General features: G+C 65.2%; 18 protein-coding genes and 1 tRNA gene. 14 read left to right on the forward strand and 5 right to left on the reverse strand.

Annotated features, from left to right (window positions below; genetic code table 11):
- Positions 1 to 91: 91 nt before the first annotated feature.
- Entirely contained in the window at positions 92 to 1,384 is a 1,293-nt protein-coding gene (ectB, locus tag AB0J29_RS10330) for a diaminobutyrate--2-oxoglutarate transaminase (RefSeq protein ID WP_364782469.1), read from the forward strand.
- A gap of 7 nt (positions 1,385 to 1,391) precedes the next feature.
- Positions 1,392 to 1,598: a hypothetical protein gene (locus tag AB0J29_RS10335; RefSeq protein WP_364782472.1), complete on the forward strand. Its 207-nt coding sequence runs from the start codon at positions 1,392 to 1,394 to the stop codon at positions 1,596 to 1,598.
- A 78-nt stretch (positions 1,599 to 1,676) separates the two neighbouring features.
- On the opposite strand, the gene AB0J29_RS10340 is transcribed toward AB0J29_RS10335, so the two are convergent.
- Both AB0J29_RS10340 and AB0J29_RS10345 read right to left on the reverse strand, forming a co-directional pair.
- Positions 1,677 to 2,270 carry a hypothetical protein gene (locus AB0J29_RS10340; protein ID WP_364782475.1) on the reverse strand — a complete coding sequence of 198 codons (594 nt, stop codon included), beginning with the start codon at positions 2,268 to 2,270 and terminating at the stop codon, positions 1,677 to 1,679.
- Positions 2,271 to 2,871: 601 nt separating this feature from the next.
- Positions 2,872 to 2,948 (reverse strand) — tRNA-Arg (locus AB0J29_RS10345).
- A gap of 222 nt (positions 2,949 to 3,170) precedes the next feature.
- Between AB0J29_RS10345 and AB0J29_RS10350 the strand changes: the two genes are divergently transcribed.
- From AB0J29_RS10350 to AB0J29_RS10380, 7 genes are all read left to right on the forward strand, one after another.
- Positions 3,171 to 5,210 (forward strand): cytochrome c oxidase assembly protein, encoded by a 2,040-nt coding sequence (locus AB0J29_RS10350; protein WP_364782478.1) that lies wholly within the window; start codon positions 3,171 to 3,173, stop codon positions 5,208 to 5,210.
- Positions 5,211 to 5,229: 19 nt separating this feature from the next.
- On the forward strand, positions 5,230 to 6,198 hold the full coding sequence (locus AB0J29_RS10355; protein ID WP_364782481.1) for a serine/threonine dehydratase: 969 nt from the start codon (positions 5,230 to 5,232) through the stop codon (positions 6,196 to 6,198).
- A 152-nt stretch (positions 6,199 to 6,350) separates the two neighbouring features.
- Positions 6,351 to 6,866 (forward strand): single-stranded DNA-binding protein, encoded by a 516-nt coding sequence (locus AB0J29_RS10360; protein ID WP_364782484.1) that lies wholly within the window; start codon positions 6,351 to 6,353, stop codon positions 6,864 to 6,866.
- 76 nt (positions 6,867 to 6,942) lie between these two features.
- Complete coding sequence (gene ettA / locus AB0J29_RS10365; protein ID WP_364782487.1) at positions 6,943 to 8,619, forward strand: energy-dependent translational throttle protein EttA; 1,677 nt, start codon at positions 6,943 to 6,945, stop codon at positions 8,617 to 8,619.
- Between the two features lie 1,101 nt (positions 8,620 to 9,720).
- A complete protein-coding gene (locus AB0J29_RS10370; protein WP_364782490.1) occupies positions 9,721 to 14,700 on the forward strand; it encodes an NAD-glutamate dehydrogenase in 4,980 nt (1,659 codons plus the stop codon).
- 41 nt (positions 14,701 to 14,741) lie between these two features.
- Positions 14,742 to 15,164 (forward strand): thioesterase family protein, encoded by a 423-nt coding sequence (locus AB0J29_RS10375; protein ID WP_364782831.1) that lies wholly within the window; start codon positions 14,742 to 14,744, stop codon positions 15,162 to 15,164.
- Between the two features lie 179 nt (positions 15,165 to 15,343).
- On the forward strand, positions 15,344 to 16,009 hold the full coding sequence (locus AB0J29_RS10380) for a hypothetical protein (RefSeq protein ID WP_364782493.1): 666 nt from the start codon (positions 15,344 to 15,346) through the stop codon (positions 16,007 to 16,009).
- A gap of 96 nt (positions 16,010 to 16,105) precedes the next feature.
- Here the strand turns inward: AB0J29_RS10380 and AB0J29_RS10385 are convergent, their stop codons facing one another.
- Complete coding sequence (locus tag AB0J29_RS10385) at positions 16,106 to 16,426, reverse strand: AzlD domain-containing protein (RefSeq protein WP_364782496.1); 321 nt, start codon at positions 16,424 to 16,426, stop codon at positions 16,106 to 16,108.
- Positions 16,423 to 17,118: an AzlC family ABC transporter permease gene (locus tag AB0J29_RS10390; RefSeq protein WP_364782499.1), complete on the reverse strand. Its 696-nt coding sequence runs from the start codon at positions 17,116 to 17,118 to the stop codon at positions 16,423 to 16,425. The genes AB0J29_RS10385 and AB0J29_RS10390 overlap by 4 nt, the downstream gene beginning before the upstream one ends.
- A 123-nt stretch (positions 17,119 to 17,241) precedes the next feature.
- On the opposite strand from AB0J29_RS10390, the gene AB0J29_RS10395 reads away from it, so the two are divergent.
- Positions 17,242 to 17,802 (forward strand): XRE family transcriptional regulator, encoded by a 561-nt coding sequence (locus AB0J29_RS10395; RefSeq protein ID WP_364782502.1) that lies wholly within the window; start codon positions 17,242 to 17,244, stop codon positions 17,800 to 17,802.
- Positions 17,803 to 17,951: 149 nt separating this feature from the next.
- Here AB0J29_RS10395 and AB0J29_RS10400 read toward each other — a convergent pair whose 3' ends face one another.
- Positions 17,952 to 18,659 carry an HNH endonuclease gene (locus AB0J29_RS10400; protein WP_364782834.1) on the reverse strand — a complete coding sequence of 236 codons (708 nt, stop codon included), beginning with the start codon at positions 18,657 to 18,659 and terminating at the stop codon, positions 17,952 to 17,954.
- A 190-nt stretch (positions 18,660 to 18,849) separates the two neighbouring features.
- Between AB0J29_RS10400 and AB0J29_RS10405 the strand changes: the two genes are divergently transcribed.
- The 4 genes from AB0J29_RS10405 (at position 18,850) to AB0J29_RS10420 (ending at position 21,782) form a co-directional block, all read left to right on the forward strand.
- Positions 18,850 to 19,254: a globin gene (locus AB0J29_RS10405; RefSeq protein WP_364782505.1), complete on the forward strand. Its 405-nt coding sequence runs from the start codon at positions 18,850 to 18,852 to the stop codon at positions 19,252 to 19,254.
- A 132-nt stretch (positions 19,255 to 19,386) separates the two neighbouring features.
- Positions 19,387 to 20,991 carry a glycoside hydrolase family 13 protein gene (locus AB0J29_RS10410; RefSeq protein WP_364782508.1) on the forward strand — a complete coding sequence of 535 codons (1,605 nt, stop codon included), beginning with the start codon at positions 19,387 to 19,389 and terminating at the stop codon, positions 20,989 to 20,991.
- 61 nt (positions 20,992 to 21,052) lie between these two features.
- Positions 21,053 to 21,331 carry a hypothetical protein gene (locus AB0J29_RS10415; RefSeq protein ID WP_364501213.1) on the forward strand — a complete coding sequence of 93 codons (279 nt, stop codon included), beginning with the start codon at positions 21,053 to 21,055 and terminating at the stop codon, positions 21,329 to 21,331.
- Positions 21,318 to 21,782 carry a DUF5130 domain-containing protein gene (locus tag AB0J29_RS10420; protein WP_364782511.1) on the forward strand — a complete coding sequence of 155 codons (465 nt, stop codon included), beginning with the start codon at positions 21,318 to 21,320 and terminating at the stop codon, positions 21,780 to 21,782. Before AB0J29_RS10415 ends, AB0J29_RS10420 begins: the two co-directional genes overlap by 14 nt.
- Positions 21,783 to 21,807 lie beyond the last annotated feature (25 nt).

Genomic DNA, 21,807 nt, shown 5'->3' on the forward strand with positions numbered 1-21,807 from the left:
AAAAGTGCGACAAACCCGCTGCACCAATGTTAGAAACACAGTCACTTCAGATTTGCCTCATGGGCGATCGCGCACGACAGGAAGGATCGCGATGACTGTCGACGCTAGCGACTGCTTGCAGGTCGCTCGAAACACCACTGCGATGACCGTTTTCGAGACGCTCGAGTCGAACGTGCGTGGGTACTGCCGGGCCTGGCCGACCGTCTTCGACACCGGCAGCGGCGCCTGGCTGCGCGATGAGAACGGCAAGGACTACCTGGACTTCTTCGCCGGCGCGGGCGCACTCAACTACGGCCACAACAATCCGGTGCTGAAGCGGGCGTTGCTGGACTACATCGTCGGTGACGGGATCACGCACAGCCTCGATATGTCGACCATCGCCAAGCGGCGGCTGCTCGAGGCCTTGCGCGACACGGTTTTCGAACCGCGCGGGCTGGACTACAAGGTGCAGTTCCCTGGTCCGACCGGCGCGAATGCGGTCGAGGCGGCATTGAAACTAGCTCGCAAGGTCACCGGACGCCAGACCGTACTCAACTTCACGAACGCCTTCCATGGGATGTCGCTCGGCGCGCTATCGGTGACCGGCAACGCCGCCAAACGTGCCGCTGCCGGTGTCCCGCTGCCACATGCGATGCCCATGCCGTACGACGGCTTCCTCGATGAAGCCGACGATCTGCGCTGGATGCGGCGCGCATTGGACCATGCGTCCTCGGGTTTGGACCAGCCCGCCGCGGTGATCGTGGAGACGGTGCAAGGTGAGGGCGGGGTCAATGTCGCACGCGCGGAATGGCTGCGGCAGCTGGCCGAATTGTGCGGTGCGCGCGGAATTCTGCTGATCGTCGACGATGTGCAGATGGGTTGCGGACGGACCGGTGGATTTTTCTCGTTCGAGTTCGCGGGCATCACCCCCGACATCGTGACGCTGTCGAAATCGATCGGCGGATACGGGTTGCCCATGGCGCTGGTGCTTTTCAAGCCCGAACTCGATCAGTGGGCGCCTGGTGAGCACAACGGCACCTTCCGTGGCAACAATACGGCGTTCGTCACCGCGCGGGTCGCGCTCGAGCACTACTGGTCCGATCGCGCGCTGGAGATCTCTACGCTGGCCAAAGGGGAACGCGTGGCGCACGCGCTCGCCGAAATCGCGGCGGCGTTTCCCGGTGTCTCGACGCGTGGGCGCGGGTTGGTGCACGGCATCGTGTTCGAAGAAGCCTCCCGCGCGGGCAAGGTGTGCCAACTCGCCTTCGAACGCGGGCTGCTCGTGGAGACCTCGGGTTCGGCCGATGAGGTGGTAAAGCTGCTGCCGCCGTTGACAATCGGCGACGACGAACTGGATCGGGGGTTGTCGTTGCTCGCCGGTGCGGTGGCGGCGATCTGCGGATAGTTACTTGTTGCCGATATTCCAGATCCACCTCGACTACGTCGGTGACCAGGACCCGGACCGCGACGAGGAAGTCGATGTCGATTACGCGTCGAGTTCCGCGCCGGTGGTCCGGACCAGCACTACCATGCCAGGATTACCGGTTTATCCGGCTTTGCCGGAATGGATCTCGTATACCAGGTCTATAGCGCGTGGCGGGCCGAAGATCCTGGGCTGACAGATCTGCTGTCGTGGGAATTGCTGAAACTCGACAGCTGAGCAGACAGCCGATCGGCGGCGTCCGGGGCCGTTGTACTCACTTGTTCAGAGCCTTGCCGCCGTTCGGAGTGACCGCGAACCACGTTCCGCCGACACCTTGACCGAGCAGGTCACCCGGCGTGGTGTCTTTCGAGAAGTAGTACACCGGCCAACCGTCGATGGTGATCTGGCAGGAGCCGTCGGCACGTTCGATGAATCCGACGAGCTGGGGATCGACGCCCCCGGCGTAGAGCGCCTGATCGCGGTTCACGGTCAGCGGCGGCCAATTCACGGCGCACTGCCCGGAGCAGTTGGATACCGAAGGTGCCGCCGTATCCTTGTCGAACCGGTACAGCGACCGCCCCGATCCATCCGAAACAAACTGTCCGACAGCAGGATTGCTGGTCACCCGAAGTTGCACCATATTCGTGGTCCCGGCCGGGGCCTGGCCATCGTAGATCTTCAGCCAGCCTTGCGTTTTCGCTACCGCGGGCGCCTGCCCCGCGCTGGACACCACTGTTGCGGCCGTGGACGGCTGCACCACCGCTTGGCTACTTTTCTCGCCGCCACAGGCGCTGAGCAGGCCCGCGAGCACGACAGCGGCGGCCGCGACCGACACCGTGGCACGCTGAAAACGTTTGGCTGAACTCATCTTTCGAACCCTTCGTCGCACTTCGACGATGCGTCGATCGCAATTCGTCCCCCGTACTACGATCCACCGCGACGACTGGTTCAACCGGTCTGCTCACAATGTCGGTCTGCTCACAATGTGGACTCCGAACCGTCCTATGAGAAACACCGGCAGGGTCTCGGCGGGTCCCTGAGGAAGTCGGCCCCGGCAACTCGTCTCGGGCAGATCGCCGTGGTGATACGAGGTGGTCGTTACCGGCATGACGCAAACCTAGTGGCCATGGGAGAAGGATTGGCGGGACAGGCTCGGCTGCCCGACCGGTTGCCGAACCGGGCAGCGACTTGGACTTCGAAGCCGGGCGCAGCGCGTCGCTGAAGAAGTCTGGTTCACCCCGTTTAAGGCGTGGGCTGGTGTGGTACATATCCCACGGCAGGCCGTGACCTCTGCATACTTCGGGCTATCCGGATGGGAAATCGGTCACAGACATGACAACTGAATCGGTGAGTTCCTAGATGTGACTCGGGGGCGAACCCTCGAGGTTGGATCCGCGTACGGTCGACAGCGGGCGAGGCGACGTACGCGGTGCCCGTCTACCCGCATAAACGCGAAGAGACGGGCTGCGTGGTGCCCCCGGCAGGAATCGAACCTGCGACCTAGGGATTAGAAGGCCCTTGCTCTATCCAACTGAGCTACGGAGGCAGCGGGTTCCACGATGGCCGACATTGGCCGTGCTGTCCAGCGCGGCAATTATAGCGACCGTCCAGGTGGCTAGGTTCTTAGCCTCAGCAACATTTCAGCCACCTATGGTGTGCGGGCCAAACGAGTCGCGGCATGATCGACATCGCACCTCCGATCCGTTTGCCACCTTATCGGCCCAAACCCCACCGGGCCACGTATCAAGGGCCGACTACGCTCAGTGCCATGTCGTCACCGCAGGACCCGTCCGCCGTCCCCGAGCTCGAAGCGGGTAAGCCGGGCTCCGGGGCGACCTTTACGACGCTGACAGTGCTGGCCGGTGCGATCGCAGCGGTGGTTGCCGCGATGATCGTCGGACTGTCGGCGGCACAGGCGCTGAGTCTGCTCGGTATTCCGGATCCGGGGCCGTTGACCACCTATGGCCTGCCCGCGGTGCGCGCGCTCGCCGATCTGGCCGCGGCGCTGACCGTCGGCTCGCTGCTGCTCGCCGCATTCCTGGTGCCGCCGCAGTCCGATGGGCTGCTCGATGTCGGCGGATATCGCGCGGTGCGGCGCGCCTCGAACTTCGCGTTGACCTGGGCGTGCTGTGCGGCGCTGCTCATTCCGCTGACGGTGTCGGACACCACCGGGCAGCCAGTGGGGCAGATCTGGCGGCCGGAGCAGCTGTGGCACGCGATCGGCCAAGTAGAGCTGGCCCAGGCATGGCGGGTGACGGCGGTGTTCGCGCTCATCGTCGCGGTGGGTTGCCGACTTGCGCTGCGTTGGGGTTGGGTCCCGGTGCTGTTCGGCGGCGCGATCGTGACCATGATGCCGCTGGCGCTGACCGGGCATTCGGCCGCAGGCGGCGCGCACGACCTGGCCACCAACAGCCTGATCCTGCACCTGGTTTCGGCCGCGGTGTGGGTCGGCGGATTGTTCGCGGTGCTCGCGCACGCGATGCGCGGCGGCGAGCACACCGATATCGCGGCCCGGCGGTTCTCGCTCACTGCCACCATCGCCTTTGTCGTGATCGGTGTCAGCGGTGTGATCAATTCCTGGGTGCGGGTGCCGTGGAGCGATCTGTTCACCACCACCTACGGCCGACTCGTCATCGCGAAGGCCGGTGCACTGGTAGTGCTCGGCGTATTCGGATATCTGCAACGCCGCGCCAGCCTGCCCGCACTCGCCGCGAATCCGCGGGACCGCGCCGCGCTCATCCGCTTCGGCGGGTTGGAGGTGCTGATCTTCGCGGCGACCATGGGTCTGGCCGTTGGGTTGGGGCGCACGCCGCCACCGCCGCCGACCAGTGTGCCGACACCCGCCGAGGTGAAACTCGGCTACAACCTCGATGGCCCGCCCACGGCATCGCGAATCCTGTTCGACTGGCGCTTCGACTTGATCTTCGGCACGCTGGCCATCGTGCTTGCCGTGCTGTACCTGATGGGGGTACGGCGGTTGCGCGCGCGGGGCGACGCCTGGCCGATCGGCCGGACCATCGCCTGGTTGTCGGCCTGCGCCATCCTGCTTTTCACCACCTCATCCGGGGTGGGACGGTATTCGCCCGCGGTGTTCAGCGTGCACATGGGACAGCACATGGCGTTATCGATGCTGGCGCCGATTCTGTTCGCGCTCGGCGGTGCGGTCACCCTGGCGCTGCGGGCGTTGCCCGCGGCCGGGCGCGGTGGCGTGCCAGGGCCGCGGGAGTGGATTCTGGCCGCGGTGCACAATCCGGTCTCGCGTTTTCTGACCCATCCGATCGTCGCCTCGGTGATCTTCGTCGGCGGGTTCTACGCCCTGTACATGGGCGGTATCTACGACTCGTTCGTCGATTCCCATGCCGCGCATCTGATGATGAATCTGCATTTCCTGCTGAGCGGCTATCTGTTCTATTGGGTGGTCATCGGCATCGACCCCAAGCCGCGCCAGGTGCAGCCGCTGACCAAACTGGGCATGATCTTCGGTTCCCTGCCCTTCCATGCCTTCTTCGGCATTGCGCTGATGAGCATGACCACCGTGATGGGTGGATGGTTCTTCAGCACTCTTGCCCTCGGCTGGAACAACGACCTGCTCGGTGATCAACGCACCGGCGGTAGCCTGGCCTGGGCCAGCGGTGAGGTGCCGTTGGTCGTTGTGATGTTGGCACTGCTCATCCAGTGGTCGCGCAGCGATGCGAAACTCGCGAAACGAACCGACCGGGCCGCCGACCGCGACCACAACGCGGAGTTGGCCGCCCACAATGCCATGTTCGCCGAATTGGCCAAACGTGATCGAGGAATACGTCATTGAGCCCCATCGAGGTGCAAGCGTGAGTGAGCGGAGTACCGCGGTGGTGGAGAACAGGCACGCCCGACGGGTTTATCGGTCCGATGTGCGGGTGGCCCGCAGACGGCTGGCCGGGCAGGTGCGCAAGACGCCGGTCTTCCATACCTCGATCATCGGACCGAACGGGCTGGTTCCGGTCACGCTGAAACTCGAGTACCTGCAGCATGGTGGGACATTCAAGGTGCGCGGCAGTTTCAATGCGCTGTTGGAGTCGCCCGCGCAGGTCGACCACGTGGTGATCGCGTCCGCGGGCAATGCCGGGATCGCGGCCGCGCTGGCTTCGGCTCGGCTCAGCAAGACGTGCACGGTGGTGGTTCCGGAGTCGGCACCGCATACCAAGGTGGCCGCGATGTGGTCCTACGGTGCCGAAGTGCTGTGGCACGGAACGACTTACGCCGAGGCGTACAAATACGCGAGCGATCTGGCCGAAGAGCGGGGCGCGTTGCAGTTGCACGCCTACGATCTGCCCGCCGTGGTCGCCGGTGCGGGTGTGGTTGGACTGGAGCTGGAGGAGCAGGTGCGCGGGCGGCCGTCGGTGCTGGTCGCGGTCGGTGGCGGCGGGCTGGTCGCCGGGATCGCGGCGGCGCTGGGGCGGCGCCAGCAGGTGGTCGGGGTCGAGCCGGAGGGTATTCCGACGCTGAACGCCGCACTGCTCGCGGACCGGCCGGTGGATGTGAATGTCCGCAGCATCGCGATGGACTCCTTGGGGGCCAATCGAATCGGGGATATTGCGCTGGATATCGCGCGTCGCTACGAGGTCCGATCGTTGCTGGTGACCGATGACGCCATCTCGACCGCTCGCGAATATCTGTGGCGCGAATTCCGGATCGTGGTGGAACTTGCGGGTGCGGCGGCATTGGCCGCCGTGCAGAGCGGTGCGTATGTGCCTGCCGAGGGCGAGCGGCCGGTGATCGTGCTGTGTGGCGCCAATACCGATCTGTCGGCCATCTAACTCCGCTGGGGTTTGTGAAGCTGCGACTGTCCACATGTGGCGAAGTTGTCCACATTCGGGAATTGGGGCGGCCGGAGGGGTTCGGAGCCGTCAGGCTTGAAGGGAAGTAACACCCGAGAGTCTGACGGATCGAAATATAAAGGGGCGCAACGATGTACGAAGCGATGGTGACCGTGATCGGGACCGTGGTGACGCATCCGGTCAAGCGGGATCTGACCAATGGCGAGCAGGTGGTGACGTTCCGGATGGCGAGCAATTCTCGGCGGTTCAATCCGGAGACGAGTGAATGGGTCGACGCCGGGACTCTTTATCTCACTGTCAGCTGCTGGCGTCGGCTGGTGGTCGGTGTCGACGCCTCACTGCGTCGCGGTGATCCGATCATCGCCCACGGGCAGTTGCGCACCCACGAGTATCGGGCCAGGGATGGCGTGGAGCGGCGCGACGTCGAGATGCGCGCCACCTCGATCGGACCGGACCTGTCCCGCTGCACCGCACATGTGGTCCGGCGCGCGGTTTCGGGCGCGGTGTCCGGACCCAGTACCCTGGCACGGAATAGTTGTGACCGATCCAGCGCTGATGACCGTGCACGCGTCGATGGGGAGGGACCGGGGGAGGACGCGACGACCGCACCACCTCAACTCGCGGATACCGAGCCAGTCGACGCCTGACCACAGGTCGGATACCCCGGCGACAGTGGTGGCTCTGCTGCATTCCATTGACACCCACACCGATAGGCTTTCCCGTATGGCTGAGTTCATCTACCAAATGAAGAAGGTTCGCAAGGCGCACGGCGACAAGGTCGTGCTCGACGATGTCACCTTGGACTTCCTTCCCGGCGCGAAGATCGGCGTCGTCGGCCCCAATGGCGCAGGTAAATCCAGCGTGCTGAAGATCATGGCCGGACTGGACCAGCCGAATAACGGAGACGCCTTCCTCGCGTCGGGCGCCACGGTGGGCATCCTGCAGCAGGAGCCGCCGCTGAACGAGGAGAAGACGGTTCGCGGCAATGTCGAGGAGGGCCTCGGCGAGGTCAAGGTGAAGCTGGATCGCTTCAACGAGATCGCCGAACTCATGGCCACCGACTACTCCGATGAGCTCATGGACGAAATGGGCAAGCTGCAGGAGTACCTCGATCACGCCGACGCCTGGGATGTCGACTCCCAGCTCGAACAGGCCATGGACGCACTGCGCTGCCCGCCGCCGGACGAGCCGGTCACCAACCTCTCCGGTGGTGAGCGCCGCCGCGTCGCGCTGTGCAAGCTGCTGCTCAGCAAGCCCGATCTGCTGCTGCTCGACGAACCGACCAACCACCTCGACGCCGAGAGCGTGCTGTGGCTCGAACAGCACCTGGCCACCTACCAGGGCGCCGTCCTTGCCGTCACCCACGACCGGTACTTCCTCGACAATGTCGCCGAGTGGATCCTCGAACTCGACCGCGGCCGGACCCACCCCTATGAGGGCAACTACTCCACCTACCTGGAGAAAAAGGCCCAGCGTCTCGAGGTCCAGGGCAAGAAGGATCAGAAGCTGCAGAAGCGGCTCAAGGAGGAACTGGCCTGGGTGCGTTCGGGCGCCAAGGCCCGCCAGGCCAAGAACAAGGCCCGCCTCGGCCGGTACGAGGAGATGGCAGCCGAGGCCGAGAAGCACAGGAAGTTGGACTTCGAGGAGATCCAGATCCCGGCGGGTCCGCGCCTGGGCAATGTGGTCGTCGAGGTCGAGCATCTGGACAAGGGCTTCGGCGACCGTCAGCTCATCAAGGATCTGTCGTTCACCTTGCCGCGCAACGGCATCGTCGGTGTCATCGGTCCGAACGGTGTTGGTAAGACCACACTGTTCAAGACGATCGTCGGCCTCGAGTCGCCCGATAGCGGTGAGGTGAAGGTCGGTGAGACGGTCAAGCTGAGTTACGTCGACCAGAACCGCGCGGGCATCGACCCGAAGAAGAATGTCTGGCAGGTCGTCTCCGACGGGCTGGACTTCATCGAGGTCGGCAACCAGGAGATGCCCTCGCGCGCCTACGTCAGCGCATTCGGCTTCAAGGGGCCGGACCAGCAGAAGCCGGCCGGGGTGCTTTCCGGTGGTGAGCGCAACCGCCTGAACCTCGCGCTCACCCTCAAGCAGGGCGGCAACCTGATCCTGCTCGACGAGCCGACCAACGACCTCGACGTGGAAACGCTGGGTTCGCTGGAGAACGCGCTCGAGCAGTTCCCGGGCTGCGCCGTGGTCATCTCCCACGACCGCTGGTTCCTCGACCGTACCTGCACCCACATCCTGGCGTGGGAGGGCGATAGTGACAACGAGGCCAAGTGGTTCTGGTTCGAGGGCAACTTCGAGGCATACGAGGCCAATAAGATCGACCGCCTCGGCCCGGAAGCGGCCCGCCCGCATCGGGTGACGCATCGCAAGCTCACCCGCGGCTGAGTCCGGCGTTCGGCGGGGCGGTTGCCGTGCACTGCCCCGCCGAACGGAAGTGTTTCAGTGCAGCGACGATTGCTGTGCGCGCTGCGCCATGGCGCGCTCGGCCTTCGAACCGGTCGCCCAGTTGTGGCTTCGCGGTGGCGGCGGGTTGCTCGAGGAGAGCGTCACGTTCACGTAGACGGTGTGTGTGGGGGCTGGCTGCGTCGGACCATGAAGTAGCCTCGGCGATTTCGTCGTCCAGGTCGTGGAGGCGACACCGGTATGCCGGCTTGGCTGGTCGCCGAGTACCTCGCTCACTGCAGTACACCGACAGGTCGATGATGGACCCGCGATCGCATCGACTTGGACCATTTCGCGGCAGTGAAGTAGTAGAAGACGTCCTCGGCGAAAAGGTCGGGCAGGGTGGTTCCGGTTTCCCGAGGACGAAGGAAATCGTTGACGACCTGAACGTGCGTGTGCCGATCACCGCACCCGACCCGCGCGCATCGAGCCGATCTGCACCAGTGCCTCTTGTTTGCCGATGCGTGCCGCGGCGCTCGATGCCTCGCTGTTCATCTCCTTCATGAATAAGGCCTGAGTTCCGCCACGATGTGTCATATGCATAAGTCACGGCGATAAGGTTGGAGTGTGCATGCGCAGATGCAGTCCGAGCAATCCACGGTCGCCATCGCCGAAGACCGTTCGGCGCCGGGCCGCCGCACCGGGTTGCGAACCGGTGCCGAGGCGATCACATCTGTGCATGACGGTGTCGAACGGTCATTCTTCCGAAGGAACTGCGGCGAACAGGTACCGCGCAGTGTCTTCATCGAAGGAAATGCGGTCGACGCACACCCTGCCAAAGATCTGGCTATGGTGGGGACCGTGCATGTGCAGGCGCAGTCCCGACATTGGGTCGCTACCATCGCGATTGCGTCTACCTGACGTTGCCGGTCCGACCGGGTGCTGTGCCGGGACCATCCACCTCGGCAATCAAGCGGCGAACGCTGCGGTATCGGTGAACACCCTGCATTTAGAAGGGATTTCACCCGCGCGTCAGCAAGGCACAGCTACTCTCGGACCGGCGTCACTTTGTTGCGGAACCGAATCCGAGGAGTTGGCGAAAAAATGACGGTCTCGTCCGAATTGTCCGATGGGGGACGGCAGCCGGCGCAGCCGGCGGGGCGGGTAAACACAGCGGCGTGGGCCGCGGGTTTGCCGCAGTCGCTGCGCGGTGAACTCGCCCCCCTCGAGGAGGCGTATTTCCGCCACGTCGACGCGGGCGATGTGGACTGCGCGATCACCGGGATCACCCAGATCTTCCGGCGGCATATGGAACTCGCGATGACCCGCCCAGTCGGGCAGGCGCTGGTACGGGTCTACCACTCCGATGATGGCTCCGGACTCGGCGCCGCGGTGCAGTTGGTCACCGACGATATGCCGCTACTAGTGGAGTCGATCACCTCGTCGCTGAGCCGGATGGGCGTCAGCGTGAGCGAGGTGATCCACCCGATCTTCGAGGTGACGCGCGATCCGGAGGGACGGCTGACCAGCGCCGCGCCGCACGAGGTCGACAGCAACGGCGCCGGAGGCCTGCGCGAATCGTGGATGCATCTGCAGCTGCACCCGTCGACCAGTCCGGCCCTGCTGGATCGGATCGAGCAGTCGATGCCGGATGTGGTCGCGGATGTGCGTCAGGTCATCGGTGATACCGAGGCCATCAAACAGGTGCAGAGCACTCTGGCCGATGAGCTGGAGTTGGCGGCGAAATCCGGCCACGCGCCGTTCTCCGATACCGATCTGGTCGATACCGCGAATCTGTTGCGCTGGTTGGCCAGTGGCAATTTCACCGTGCTCGGCTACGCCCGCTACCGGCTCAGCGCCGAGCAGGGACAGATGGTCTCGAATCCGCTGCCCGCTACCTGCCTCGGCGTGCTGCGCCCCGATTCCGGCACCGACTTCCGGGTGCCGATCAACACCGGCGACCGCCCGCTGCTCATGCTCACCCAGGGCCTGGTGCCCGCCACCGTGCACCGCTCGGTGTACCCGTACTTCATCGGCGTCGCCGACTTCGACGAGTCCGGCACGATCGTCGGTGAGCACCTGTTCATCGGTGTCTTCACCGTGACCGCGGTACATGAGAACGTCCTGGATATCCCGGTGATCGAGCGCCGGGTGCGTGCGGTGATCGAGGAGAGCGGCTTCGATCTGGATTCGTTCTCCGGACAGGCGATGCTCGAGGTCATCCAATCGTTCCCGCGCACCGAACTGTTCTCCTCCGATGCCGAGACCATGCGTCGCACCGCGACCGCGGTGCTGAATGTCGGTCTGCGCCGACAGGTTCGGCTGTTCCTGCGTTCGGACGGCTACGGCCGGTTCGTCGCGTGCCTGGTCTATCTGCCTCGGGATCGCTACACCACGCGGGTGCGGTTGGAGATGCAGGAAATCCTGGTGCGCGAACTGGGCGGTGTCTCCATCGACTACTCCGCGCGGGTCAGCGAAAGTGAGCTGGCCAGTGTGTATTTCACGGTGCGCATGCCGGAGTCCGAGCACGGGGTGCCGCGCGAATCGGTGGCCCAAGCCGACACCTCCGAGGCCAATCGGCTGCGCATCCAGAGCCTGCTCTCCGATGCGACGCACACCTGGGACGACCGCCTCAACGACGCGGTGAGCACCTCGACCGTGCTGGATCCCGGCGTCGTACAGCGTTACGCCGAGGCCTTTCCTGAGGCTTACAAACAGGATTTCGCCGCCGAGCGCGCCCTGGCCGATGTGGCCCGGCTGGAGGGCCTCTCCGCTGGCTCGATCGACCAATACCTGTATCGCCGTGCGGATTCGGTGCCGGGTTCGTGGCGGTTCACGCTCTACATCGGCGGCAGCGGCATCTCGCTGAGCCAGGTACTGCCGGTGCTGCAGAGCCTCGGTGTCGAGGTGGTCGACGAGCGGCCGTATCAGATTCTGCTGGATCCGGTGGTCGGCGATGAGGGCGGGGAACGCTGGATCTATGACTTCGGCTTGCTGGCTCGGCCAGAACTGCTGCGCAGTTCACTGGACCGGGATCTGGACGCCGAACTGCTGGAGTCCTCGGCCGGAGCCGCTGTGCTCGAATCCGAGGAGCGCGGCCTGCACGACCGGTTCACCGAGGCCTTCGAAGCGGTCTGGTTCGGGCGTGCCGAGGCCGACGGGCTCAATGAACTCGTGCTGCGAGCCCGGCTGTCGTGGCGTGCGGTATCGATCCTGCGGATGTACGCGAAGTACCTGCAGCAGGCCGACTTCCCGTACAGCCAGGCGAATATCACCAGGGTGCTGCTCGCCTATCCAGATATCGCGCGGTTGTTCGTCGATCTGTTCACGGCGCGGTTCGATCCGGATACCGAATCGGCCGAGCACGCGTGCGATTCGGAGACCCTGGTCCGCGGCCGCATCGATGAGGTCGTCAGCTTGGACGCCGACCGGATCCTGCGGGCGATCCTGTCGCTGGTCAAAGCGACGCTGCGGACGAACTACTACGTGACCGACGCCCAGGGCAATTCGCGCGCGTACATCTCGGTGAAGGTGGAACCGCGCGAGATCGCCGAATTGCCCAAGCCGAGGCCGCAATTCGAGATCTTCGTATATTCGCCGCGAGTCGAAGGTGTGCATCTGCGCTTCGGTCCGGTGGCGCGTGGCGGATTGCGCTGGTCGGACCGGCTCGAGGACTTCCGCACCGAGATCCTGGGCCTGGTGAAGGCGCAGGCGGTGAAGAACGCGGTCATCGTGCCGGTTGGCGCCAAGGGCGGATTCGTAGTCAAGCAGCCGCCCCCGGCCACCGGTGATCCGACCGCGGACCGGCAGGCACTCGGCGCGGAGGGCGTCGAATGCTATCGCACGTTCATCTCCGGTCTGCTCGATGTCACCGATAATGTCGACCGCGCGACCGGTGCGGTACTGCCGCCCGAGCGGGTAATCCGCCGTGACGGCGACGACACCTACCTGGTGGTCGCCGCCGACAAGGGCACCGCGACCTTCTCCGATATCGCCAACGATGTGGCCCAGCGCTACGGGTTCTGGCTCGGTGACGCCTTCGCCTCCGGTGGTTCGGCGGGTTACGACCACAAGGCGATGGGCATTACCGCCAGGGGCGCCTGGGAGAGCGTGAAACGCCACTTCCAAGAGATGGATATCGATACGCAGACCACCGATTTCACCGTGGTCGGGGTCGGCGATATGAGTGGCGATGTATTCGGCAACGGCATGCTGCTGTCCGAGCACATCCGCCTGGTGGCTGCCTTCGACCACCGGCACATCTTCCTGGACCCGGAGCCCGATGCGGCGCCGTCGTTCCGGGAGCGGCAGCGGATGTTCGCGCTGCCGCGCTCGTCCTGGGCCGATTACGACACCTCGCTGATCAGCACCGGCGGTGGCGTCTGGGATCGGACCGTGAAATCGGTGCCGATCAGCCCGCAGGCGCGAAAGGCATTGGGGTTGGCCGACGAGGTGGTCGCGCTGTCGCCGCCGGAACTGGTGCGGGCGATCCTGCTCGCGCCAGTGCAGCTGCTGTGGAACGGCGGCATCGGCACCTATATCAAGGCGAGCACCGAGACCAATGCAGAGGTCGGCGACAAGTCCAATGACGCGGTGCGCGTCAATGGAAATCAGTTGCGGGCCAAGGTGATCGGCGAGGGCGGCAATCTGGGTGCGACCGCGCTCGGCCGAATCGAGTTCTGCCGCAATGGCGGCAAGATGAACACCGACGCACTGGACAACTCGGCCGGTGTCGACTGCTCCGACCACGAGGTCAATATCAAGGTGTTGCTCGACGGTGTGGTCAGCGCGGGCGTACTGCCCGAGGCCGAACGCAATCCGCTGCTCGCCTCGATGACCGATGAGGTCGGTCAGATGGTGTTGCAGGACAACGTCTCTCAGAACTTCCTGATGGGCATCTCCCGGGCGGAGGCGCCCCGGATGCTGAATGTGCACCAGCGACTCATCGAAGACCTGGAGGCGCAACGCGGGGTGGATCGCGAGTTGGAGGCGCTGCCTTCGGAAGTGGAGATCAAGCACCGGCTCGAACAGGGCACAGGTCTGGCCTCACCGGAATTGGCCAATCTCATGGCACACGTGAAGCTTTCGCTCAAGGCCGATCTGCTCGAAACCGATCTGCCGGATATCGCGTACTTCGCCACCCGGCTGCCGAACTACTTCCCGACACCGCTGCGCGACCGCTTCGGTACCGCCATCAAGCGGCACCGACTGCGTCGCGAGATCACCACAACCATGGTGGTGAACGAGATGGTCGACTACGGCGGCATCACCTACGCCCATCGGCTGAACGAGGAGATCGGTGCCAGCTCGACCGACGCTGTGCGCGCATTCGCGGCGGCCAGCGAGATCTTCGATCTGCACGATATGTGGACGCGGATCCGGGCCACCGACGCCCCGGTATCGGTGCGTGACGAACTCGAGCTGGAGACCAAGCGGACGCTGGACCGCGCCTCGCGCTGGTTGCTGAGCAACCGCCCGCAGCCGATCGCGGTCGGTGCGGAGATCAACCGGTACAGCCGGGGCGTGCGGGAACTGGCACCGAAGGTGCCAGGCTGGCTGCGCGGGCATCATGTCTCGACGCTCACCGACCAGTCCGCCGAGGTGATCGCGCGCGGCGCGCCGACCGACCTCGCCACCGAGGTCTTCGGGTTGCTGAATATGTTCCCGCTGCTCGATGTGTTGGATATCGCAGATATCACCGATCGCAGCGGCGACGAGGTCGGCTCGCTGTACTACGCGCTCAATGATCACCTCAAGATCGATTGGCTGTTGCAAGCGGTCAGTCACCTGGAACGCGGTGATCGCTGGCATGCGCTGGCCCGGCTCGCACTGCGCGACGATATGTACGGATCGCTGCGCTCGCTGACCCTCGATGTGCTCTCCGGCGGTGACCCGGAGGAGACAGCGGACGAGAAGATTGCATACTGGGAGTCGAAAAACCAGTCCCGGCTCGGGCGCGCTCGGGCCGCGCTGTCGGAGTTGTTCGAGTCCGGAACCCACGATCTCGCCACGCTGTCGGTTGCGGCGCGGCAAGTGCGAAGCATGGTGAGCGGGGTGGGCGCTCAATCGGAGGTACCGCGTTGACCAGTTCGCTCAACGGCAATGGAAGGGCGCTCGGCGGCAGCCTGCTGCTGCCCAAGCGCTTCCACGCCAAAGTAGACGTCAGGTGGTCGGACATGGACGTGTTCCAGCACGTCAACCATGCCCGCATGGTGACGCTGCTGGAGGAGGCGCGGATTCCGTGGCTGTTCGAGGACGGACGCCCGACCGCACCGTTGCGCGAGGGTTGTGTGCTGGCGGACCTTCGGGTCCGCTACCGCGGCCAGCTGCGGCACGAGGACAGCCCGCTCGATATCGCCATGTGGATCGAGCAGCTGCGTGCGGTCGATTTCACCATCGGCTACGAGGTCCGGGCCAATGGCGCGGCCCCCGACTCGCCGCCAGCGGTGATCGCCTCCACTCAGATCGCGGCCTTCGATATGCGCTCGCAGCGCCTGCGTCGGCTCACCGATAACGAACGGGATTACCTCGCCCAGTGGAAAGACTGAGCCCGGGGCGTTCGGGCGGCGGATTTTGGATGCTGGACAGCAGTGGCCGGCTTCGGCCGTCGAGCAGCGGTCGTCGGCATCGGCTTGCGTCGTGCCGACGGAATCCGGTTGGGTAGTGGTGGTGGCGGACTGCGGTTGTCATGCGGTGGCGACCGCGATGTGGTGATGTGGGAGCACTGATGTCGGGACAGCGCGTCCTAGAAATTTCCGATCCGGCCGAGCGGGAGAATCTGGCGACCTTTCTGAACCGGGCCATTCGGCTGGATCCCGCGGCGGTGGTGCGTCTGCGCCGTCGCGGGGAACGGTACGTGTCCGCATGGGTGGCAACGGGTTTCGAGGCGCTCGCAATGCGTACCGTGGTCGCCGAGCTCGGCACCGACGATGTCACCGTCGGTGCCGATCTGGTGCTGGCCGGTTTGCCGTCCGCCAGTCCGATCGATCTCGGCTATTCGATGGATTCGGCTTGGCGCGGTGCGCTCCCGCCGGATGTCGGCTTCGAACATGTCGACGATGTGCCCGCGCGCACCCTCGTCGATCTCGCCGAACAGGGTGCGGCACTGGCGAAGGAACACGGCAGCAGCCATGGCCCGCCCGCCTCCCTGCTGGACCAGACGGTGCTCACCGTCTCCGGGCCGCTCGCCCATGTGCAGGTCCCGATGCGTGTCGTATTCGCACTCACCGCAATGGATTTCATCCCGCATTCCGGTGATAAGGCCGATCCGCGCCGCATCCCGTCCACCGAGATCGTTCGCGTCCGTGCCACCAAGACCTGGCTGCGTCTCGATGCCCGCTATGGCTCCGTTGCCCGCCGTCAGGGTGGCGGTATACCCCTCACGCCCAGGTAGCTGCCACCCCGGCACCCTTCCGGGGCTTCGCCTCCGTTGTGAGTGCGTGCAAGGGGTGCGGCTGATCGGATCCCAGTGTCGACCGTGGCTTGGGAGTCAGGACACGCCGAGCAGACGCAGGACGGCGGTGGTGGCCGCGGCGGCCAGGATTACCGCCAGCATGGATTGGTTGCGCCAGGCCAGCAGCCCACCGACGAGAACGCCTGCGGGGAGGGCGAATCCGAGGTGGCCGGAGCCGGTGGGCAGGGTGGTGATGGCGACCATCGCGGCCAACAGTACGACCGCGCCGATCTCCAGCAGCCTTGTCACTCGCTCCGGGAGCCGGATGCGATTGCGCAGAGCAGGCCCCGACGAACGGAAGGCATAGGTACCGGCGGACAAGGCGCCCATGGCCGCCAGCAAGATCGGTGTGCTCATACCTGCCCCTCGCCTGGCTCTTCGCTGTCCCGCTTCGAGATCGCGCAGAAGAGTCCCGAAAGCGCAACCAGCACAGGCATTCCCGGGGGCAGGAACGGCGCACTGGCCACGGCCGCGAGCGCTCCGATCAAGGCCGCGCGCAGCGTGCCGCGTGCTCGTAGAGCGGGCATGACCAGTGATAGCAGCACCGCCGGGAACACCGCATCCAACCCGATCGCGCCGGTATCGGGCAGCACCGAGCCGATCAGCGCACCGATCGCCGCACCACCCGGCCACGCGATGAGCACACCCAACCCGCTCACCCAATACGCGGCCCGTCGCCGCGCCACATCGGGCTGGGCGAGGGCCAGCGCGACGGATTCGTCGTTCATCACATGGACGCCGATCCATCGTCGCCATCCGGTGCCGACCACATCGGGCACCGACAGCCCATATGGCAGATGCCTGGCATTGACCAGCAGTCCGGCCAGCACCGCCGCGATCGGGCTGCCACCGGCGGCCATGATCCCGATGAACAGGAACTCCGCGCCGCCCGCCAGCACGACGACCCCGAGCACAATCGGTACCCAGATCGGAAAACCGGAGGTGACGGTGCTAGCGCCATAGGAAACACCGATCAGCCCGATCGCGAGTAGTACCGTCGCGATCCCGGAGAGTGTGTTCCGATCAAGTGTTCGCCATATCGAACGCATGTAGCTTATAGTGAACATGGCGGGGCGATTCGTCAAAACGGTTCTCCGTTGGGCGGTCAACTGTAATCACCCACCCCGGCCGGCTCCGCCGGCCTGCCATCCCCCTAGTCGACGGGAGTGTGCATGGAGCAGGATCCGACGACGCCGCAGGCAGTGATCGCCGCCGCGCTGCGCCGCGAGCGCACGCGCGCCGGGCTGTCGCTCACCGAGGTCGCCAACCGTGCGGGCGTCGCGAAATCCACACTGTCCCAACTGGAATCGGGTACCGGCAATCCGAGCCTGGAGACCTTATGGGCACTGTGCGTCGCGCTGGACATGCCCTTCTCGCGGCTGCTCGACCCGCCGCGCCCCACAGTTCACGTCATTCGTGCCGGGGAGGGGCCGGTGGTCGCGGCCGCCAAGTCCGAGTACCGCGCGACGCTGCTGGCGGCGGGGCCGGCCAACTCGCGCCGTGATCTGTTCCGGATCACGGCCGAACCCGGTCATGCGCGCGAATCGGTGCCGCATATTCCCGGCGTTGTCGAGCACATACTCCTGGCCAGTGGACACGCGCTCGTCGGCCCGATCGACACACCGGTCGAACTAGCGCCCGGCGACTACATCGCCTACCCGGGCGACGAGCCGCACGTCTTCGAGGCACTCGAACCCGGCACCTGGGCAACGCTGGTCGTCGAGTACACATGATTCCCGACCGGTTCGTCCGAAGACCGGGGTCCGCGCATTATCTCGCCCAGGCCGATGCGCGAACCCCTCGGACCGCGCCCTGCCCACGAGCGTCAGGCTGCGCCTCGCCCGAGATACTGCGCGGGCCCCTCGGGCCGGGTCGACAAGCTCTAGGCCGCACCCTCGCCGAGATACTGCAACCACACCGGATCCAGCTCCGCGGTGGTCGACAACAGCCGCCAATGCGGACCTTTCGGCGAGATCAGCGGCGAACGCAACGTCCACCCCAGCTCGCTGAGCAGTTTGTCCGCCTTGCGGTGGTTACACGGGGCGCAACTCGCGACGCAGTTCTCCCAGGAATGCTCGCCGCCGCGACTGCGCGGGATGACGTGATCGATGGTCTCCGCCTTGCCGCCGCAATACCCGCAGCGGTAGCGGTCACGATGCATGAGGGCGGCCCGGGTCATCGGGACGCGCGCCCGATAGGGCACATGGACGTAGCTGCGCAGCCGGATGACCGACGGAATCGTGACGGCGGATTCGGCGGAATGCACCACCGAGCCCTGCGGGTCGTGGTGAACGGTATCGGCTTTATCGCAGATCAGGAGCACCACGGCGCGGCGTGCGGACAGCGCGGTGAGCGGCTCGTAGGTGGCATTGAGAAGCAGCACCCGGCGCTTCAACCAATTGGCGGTCTCGTTCTGGACCGGCGTGAGGTGCGAATTGTGGTGAGCGGGCTCATCGGTGCGATGGGCACCCGGATAGTAATCGGACAAGATGTGCAGCGGAGTGGCCCCCGACCCACGATTGTGGACGTCGGCGGGCTGGAGTTGTCGGTGCGTCCTGGCCTCACGTGATCGGCCGTGCCGCTGCTTCATAAGTGACCCCGGTTTCTTCATCATCAAGATCATGTGGTATCTCGGCAGAGACTGCCCCCCAGTTGACCATGGAACGCCCGCCATTGCACGGTGATTTCGCACAATGTCGGGTGAACTGTGGTTGAAGGGCCGCCCGTCCGTAACGCGGGCACAATGGACGGCGGCAGATTGGCCCGATCGAGAGGATCCGATGAGTTCCGGCGAGCAAACAGCCACGTCGTTCTACGAGGCGATCGGCGGAGCGGAAACGTTCCAACGGATCGTCGCGACGTTTTATCGCGAGGTGGCAGCCGATGAGGTGCTGCGCCCGCTGTACCCGGAGCAGGACCTCGGACCGGCCGAGCGGCGCCTGCGCATGTTCCTCGAGCAGTACTGGGGTGGTCCGCGCACCTACTCCGAAGAACGGGGACATCCGCGGCTACGGATGCGGCATATGCCGTTCGAAATCGGTTCGGTTGAGCGCGATGCCTGGCTGCGCTGTATGCGCATCGGCGTGGCGGAGATCGAACCGGCGGTACTGGACGATGAGCATCGCAAGGCGTTGCTCGACTATCTGGAGATGGCGGCAAATTCGCTGATGAATGTGGCTCGGTGAGGTATTTCCCGCTGGTTCCGGGTCAGCGACAGGGTTTCGACTCGAGGCTTGCAACGCTGAATATTTGCCAGATATCGATGAATATCGCTGAGCCTGGGCGAATTCACCGAAATCTTTGGCACTATTGCGGATGTGACTGATACACCTGCCGTGCCGGCGTCGGGGGATCGCACCGTCCAACCTTGGTGGCGGTCGGCCGTGTTCTACCAGGTCTATCCGAGATCCTTCGCGGACTCCGACGGTGACGGGATCGGCGACCTCGGTGGCGTTCGCGAGAAGCTCGGCTATCTCGAACTACTCGGGGTCGACGCGCTCTGGATCTGTCCGGTGATGCGTTCGCCGATGGCCGACGGCGGCTACGACGTCGCCGATCCGCGCGATATCGACGCGCTGTTCGGCGGCATGGCGGCAATGGACGCGCTGATCGCGGAGGCGCACGACCGCAATCTCAAGGTCACCATGGACCTGGTGCCGAACCACACCAGTGACCAGCATCCGTGGTTCACCGCGGCGCTGGCCGCCGCGCCCGGCAGCCACGAACGCGAGCGTTACATCTTCCGCGACGGCCGCGGACCCGACGGCGCCACGCCGCCGAACAACTGGCCGAGCATCTTCGGTGGACCCGCTTGGACTCGGATCACCGAGCCCGACGGCACGCCCGGCCAGTGGTACCTGCATATCTTCGCGCGGGAACAACCCGATCTGAACTGGCAGAATCCCGAGGTCGCCGCCGATTTCGAGCAGACGATGCGGTTCTGGCTCGACCGCGGCGTCGACGGCTTCCGCCTCGATGTCGCGCACGGCATGGCCAAACCGGACGGCCTGCCCGATATGGAACGCGTCGAGACCAAGATGCTCGTGCACGACGACAGCGATCCGCGCTTCAACAATCCTCATGTGCACGAGATCCACCGCCGCATCCGCAAGGTGCTCGACGAGTACCCGAACGCGGTGTCGATCGGTGAGGTATGGGTCGATGACAACACCCGCTTCGGCGAGTACGTCCGACCGGACGAACTGCACCTGGCTTTCAATTTCCGCCTCGCCGAGACGGAATTCGCCGCCGATACCGTGCGGGCCGCCATCGACAATTCGCTCGCGGCCGTCGCGCCGGTGGGCGCCTCGCCCACCTGGACCCTGTCCAACCATGACATCGAGCGCGAGGTCACCCGCTACGGTGGCGGCCCCGTCGGGGTGGCGCGGGCCCGCGCGATGATCATGGTGGAGTTGGCGCTGCCCGGTGCGGTCTTCATCTACAACGGCGCCGAACTCGGACTGCCGAATGTGGACGATCTGCCCGAGGCAGTACTGCAGGATCCGGTCTGGGAACGCTCCGGACATACCGAGCGCGGCCGCGACGGCTGTCGGGTGCCGATTCCGTGGGAGGGTGCGGCGCCGCCGTTCGGCTTCACCACGGCGGCGCGGTCCTGGCTTCCGATACCGCCGGAGTGGGCGTCGTCCTCGGTCGAGGCGCAGTTGGAGGAGTTGCGTTCCACGCTGTCGCTCTACCGCTTGGCAATCGAATTACGCAGTGTCCGACCGGAATTCGCGGGTCCGCGGATCGAGTGGTACGGCAGCCCGGCGGGTTGTCTCGCCTTCCGGCGCACCGGTGGACTGGTCTGCGTACTGAACGCCTCGCCCGCGCCGATCTCGCTGCCGCCCGGTGACGTACTGCTGGTCAGCGCACCGCCGGTGAACGGACAGTTGCCCGCGAATGCCGCCGCCTGGCTGGTGTGACCGGGCAACACGAGTTCGACCAGAGCGCGAACTACTACACACGATCGTCTACCGTTAGTTCGTGAGCATTCTCGAGACAGTGCTGATCTTCCTCGGCATTCCGCTGGTGATCTACGGCGCGATCGCCGGATTGTCGTTTCTCGGCAAGCCACTGCCCGGCGAGAAGCCGGTTCACTTCGACCTCGGTCAGAAGTGGACCCAGCCTGCCGTGCTGTGGAGTGCCACCGACGAGGTGACCGGATCGGGTCACCACACCGCTGAGTCGTCGCATGGACACCATGCGGCAATCGAATCCACCGAGGTGGAGCTGATCGGAGGCCGGGCAAGTGGCAAGTTCTAATTGGCCGGCGGTAGTCGAATCCGAACTGCCGCACGGTTCGGTGGTCACCAGCAGCGGCCGGGTCTCCGGCGTGCACGAGGCCGGTGCGGTGTTCAAGGAAGCTCCGTTCAGCGATGACGAGCGGCTCACCATGGACAATGTGCTCACCGAGGCGACCCGCGCGACCAAGGTGCGCTTCAACGTCTACATCGGCGATCTCGGCGCGGATCCGGCCGCCGGTGCGGACGCGGTCTTCCCCGCGACCCCCGAGGCGGCGCATTCGGTGCTCATCGCGGTTTCGCCCAATGACAAGGCCATCGAGGTGCGCTCCGGCCGCGAGGTCGCCGATCGCGTCAATGACCGCGTCTGCCAGCTCGGCGTCACCGCCGCACTGAGTTCGTTCCGGCAGGGCGAGCTCATCGACGGTCTGGTCTCCGCGGTTCGGGTGATGGCCGCGGCCATCGGTCGCTGACCGTTGCGCCTGCGGCGCGTTCACC

Origin of the sequence: Nocardia sp. NPDC049707, from assembly GCF_040674855.1 — a bacterium.
In the GTDB taxonomy this organism is placed as follows: domain Bacteria; phylum Actinomycetota; class Actinomycetes; order Mycobacteriales; family Mycobacteriaceae; genus Nocardia.